The sequence below is a fragment of the Streptomyces sp. RP5T genome (genome assembly GCF_003933965.1).
Classification (GTDB): Bacteria; Actinomycetota; Actinomycetes; order Streptomycetales; family Streptomycetaceae; genus Streptomyces.
Genome location: NZ_RSAJ01000792.1, coordinates 1 through 3,225, shown reverse-complemented (window position 1 = coordinate 3,225; position 3,225 = coordinate 1). Strand labels below are relative to the sequence as shown.

The 3,225-nt window shown below is 71.1% G+C and carries 3 protein-coding genes; 2 read left to right on the top strand and 1 reads right to left on the bottom strand.

Features of this window, described 5'->3' with window-relative positions; all coding sequences use genetic code 11:
* The first annotated feature begins 135 nt into the window (after window positions 1-135).
* Together EHS43_RS41075 and EHS43_RS41070 are read left to right on the top strand one after the other, a co-directional pair.
* The gene (locus tag EHS43_RS41075) at window positions 136-534 is read left to right on the top strand and encodes a roadblock/LC7 domain-containing protein (protein ID WP_185806630.1); all 399 of its coding nucleotides are present in this window, start codon (window positions 136-138) and stop codon (window positions 532-534) included.
* A gap of 4 nt (window positions 535-538) precedes the next feature.
* Complete coding sequence (locus EHS43_RS41070) at window positions 539-967, top strand: hypothetical protein (protein WP_125195614.1); 429 nt, start codon at window positions 539-541, stop codon at window positions 965-967.
* A 22-nt stretch (window positions 968-989) separates the two neighbouring features.
* Here the strand turns inward: EHS43_RS41070 and EHS43_RS41065 are convergent.
* Window positions 990-3,225 (bottom strand): ABC transporter permease (locus tag EHS43_RS41065; RefSeq protein WP_148104246.1); only part of this gene is annotated, 2,236 nt, incomplete at its 5' end.

Here is a 3,225-nt window from a genome sequence, read left to right as displayed (position 1 = left end):
CCCGTGGAGCAGCCCCCGCCCCAGGAGAGGAACGATCTGCCCCGCAGAAAACCCGGCAATTTCTTCCGGCTCAGAAACGGAACACCCCAGTGAAAAAGCCGATCAGACGCGAACAGGATTAGGGGAGTCGACTCCATGGATCACAAAGCCCTGGCGCTCGAAATGCGCGGACTGCGCGAACAGGTCACCGGAATCACGGACACCGCGCTGGCCGCCGCGGACGGACTGCTCATCGCCGCGGACACCGCCGACTCGATCGACCCCGAGGGCCTCGCCGCGCTCGCCGCGGCCGGCCTCGGCCTCGCCCGGCGCACCGCCGGGGCGACCGCCCGCGGCACGCTGCGCCGGACGGTGACGTACGGCAGCCACGGCTGCGCCGCCTTCTACGCCGTCGGCGACACCGCCCTGATGGTCGTGCTCGGCGACGAGGGCCTGGACGTGGACCACCTGCACCGGGCGACCCAGCCCACCCTGAACCGGATCGGCTCGATCCTCACGGACAGGGCGCCCGGGAAAGCATCAGAAGGAGTCTGAAGGGATGGCGACGAAGCGCATGGCCTCAAGTTTCTCCGACCAGGTGATGGGCCTGGTCAAGTCTCTCCGGACCGACGCCCCCGACTGTGTCGCCTCTGGCGTGGTGGACATGTCCACCGGGATGCTGCTGTCGTACGAGACCGTCGAGAACCACCCGCCGGAGGTCCTGGACCTCCTGGCGGGTGCGACCCTCGACCTGTTCCAGGGCCGTACGGTCGTGATGATCGAGGACGTCTTCAAGGAGCGTCGCGGGATCAGCAGTGACAACCACTTCTTCCAGGAGATCCTGGTCAACAGCGAGAACCTCACGCACCTGTTCGTGCGCCTGAACGAACAGCAGGACGTCGTGGCCGTGGTGGTGTGCCGCAAGTCGGTCAACGTCGGCATGCTGTTCGCCCAGGTCCGGCGGGTGGTGAAGGAGTACAGCCTCTGAACGGACGCCGTGCTGCGGGCGGTTACTCCGTCCGCAGCCCGTCCGGCCGCATCAGTCTCAGCAGCGGCGGCAGGCTCAGCAGCGTCACCACCAGGACGACCCCCGCGCCCACGCCGGTCATCGACAGCACGCTCGCCCAGTCCACCCGGACCGCGGTGCCCGTCATCCTCAGCAGGACCGCGCCCAGCGTCAGCCCCACCGCCGAGGCCAGCAGCAGCCCGAGCGAGATCGGGATCGCCGTCTGCCACAGCACCGACAGGCTCAGGGTGCGCCGCCGGGTGCCGAAGGCGACCAGCGCCGACAGCAGCTTCCTGCGCTCCCGCAACTGCTCCAGCTGGGAGACCAGCAAGCTCGCCCCGATCAGCGCGAGGACGCAGACGGCGCCCACGAACAGGCCGGTGCGGATGGAGTCGTAGCGCTTGTTGCGCTCGACGGACACCCAGTTCATCGGCTCTTCCAGGGGGTTGATGCGGGCCGCCGTGTTGCGCACGTACTCCCGCGCGTCCGGCAGCGACTCGTCGAGCCGGACGTAGATCTGCCCGCGCACGCCCGGTACGGCCGTCGAGCCGAGCGCGCTCGGGGTGAGCAGGACACCCCCGCGCTTGTAGCCCGTCGGGTCCGTGACGGACCGGGCCGCCTTGATGCCCTTCGGCACGGTCCAGGCGACCGCCTTGCTCCTCTCCGGGTCCTCGGAGGTCTCGAAGTAGAGCTTGCCGCCGGCCTTCACCGGCGCGGCGCCCGCCTCTTCGTCGGAGTCCGCTCCGCGCACGACGAAGGTGTCGCCCTCGCGGCAGGAGGGCAGTGCGGCCACCTGGCGCAGGGTCGCGCAGTCGGCGACGGTCGCCCGGGTCCAGCGGGCCTCGTCGCCCGGCCCGTCGGCCACGTACCCCTCCTGGAAGGCGTACGCGTTCATGACGCCCTTGGTCGCGGCGAGTGCCTTCGCGGCGTCGGCGAGCTTTCCGCCCTCCGGGACCTCCACCTGCATCTGCGCCCGCGAGACGTCGTAGCCGGTGTCCTTCGAGTAGGCGCTGTCGGTACCGGTGAAGAGCATCTGCAGGGCGATCGCCCCGGCCACCGCGACCGCGATGCCGTTGACCATGCGGGCCGCCGTGCCGCTGCTCAACTGGAGCCTCCGCACCGCCAGTTGCCAGGACACCGCGCCCGCGCCCAGCCGGGCCACGACCGCCTCGACGATCCACGGCAGCAGCGCGGTCACACCGACCAGCAGCAGGATCACGCCGCCGGTGACGAGGTACTGGTTGAAGTCGCCGCCGTCGCGGCCCTGTCCGACCATCGGGTAGAGCATCGCGACCCCGGCCAGCGGGAGCAGCAACCGCCACCACAGCCGGCGCCGCGCGGGCTTCGCTGTACGCACCACGCCGAGCGGTTCGATCACCACACCCCGCAGGGCGAACAGCGTCACCAGCACCGCCGCGGCGGGCACCGCGACCGCGACCAGCAGGGCCAGCAGCGGCGAGGGGTTGAGATAGCTCGGGAACACGCTCTGCCCGAACACCTCGACGGAGCCCGCCACTTCACGGCCGATCAGGAAGAACCCGGCACCGAGGACGAGTCCGAGCACCGCGCCGGCCAGCGCCTCGCCGGCGGCGATCCGCCGGGTCGAACGGCCGTCGGCGCCCACCAGCCTGAGTGCCGCGAGGCGCCGGTCGCGCCGCTCCCCGCCGAAGCGCACGGCCGCGGTGATGAACACGGCGACCGGCATCAGCAGCACCACGAAGACGACCAGGACCAGCAGCACCAGCACCGGGTCGGAGTCCGAGTCGGTGGGGTCGGGGTTGCCGTACCGGTCGATCCGGGTGATCCGGGCGCCGTCGACGCCCTGGGCGGCAAGCCCCTCGGCGCCCCGGTAGAAGGCGAGTTCGTGCGAGCCGATCAGCCCGCTCTCGCCGATCGTGCCGACGATCCGGTCCGGCAGGCGCTCCCGCAGCAGCTTGCCGTCGTCCGACTCCAGCAGGCTCTTCAGCTTCGGGGAGACGACCATCTCGCCGACCGCCGGGAACTTCGCGACCCCCGGCGGCAGCGGGGCGCGCGGTCCCTCGGGCTCCACCTCCCGGCCGCGGACCTCCGTGTCCCGGAAGGTGGTCGACACGCTCGCCGACAGCAGGGTGTTGTCGCCCTTCTGCACGGTCGGCTTGCCGTAGGTGATGTCCGAGCGGGCGTCGCCCCGCTGGTGGCGTACCTCGAGCGCGCTCGGCAGGGCGGTGGTCAGCAGCAGCAGAGCCACACCGAGCCCCACC

Coding starts and splice junctions, on each gene's coding strand:
- EHS43_RS41075 (WP_185806630.1), top strand. CDS start 136: ATGGATCACAAAGCCCTGGCGCTCGAAATGCGCGGACTGCGCGAACAG.
- EHS43_RS41070 (WP_125195614.1), top strand. CDS start 539: ATGGCGACGAAGCGCATGGCCTCAAGTTTCTCCGACCAGGTGATGGGC.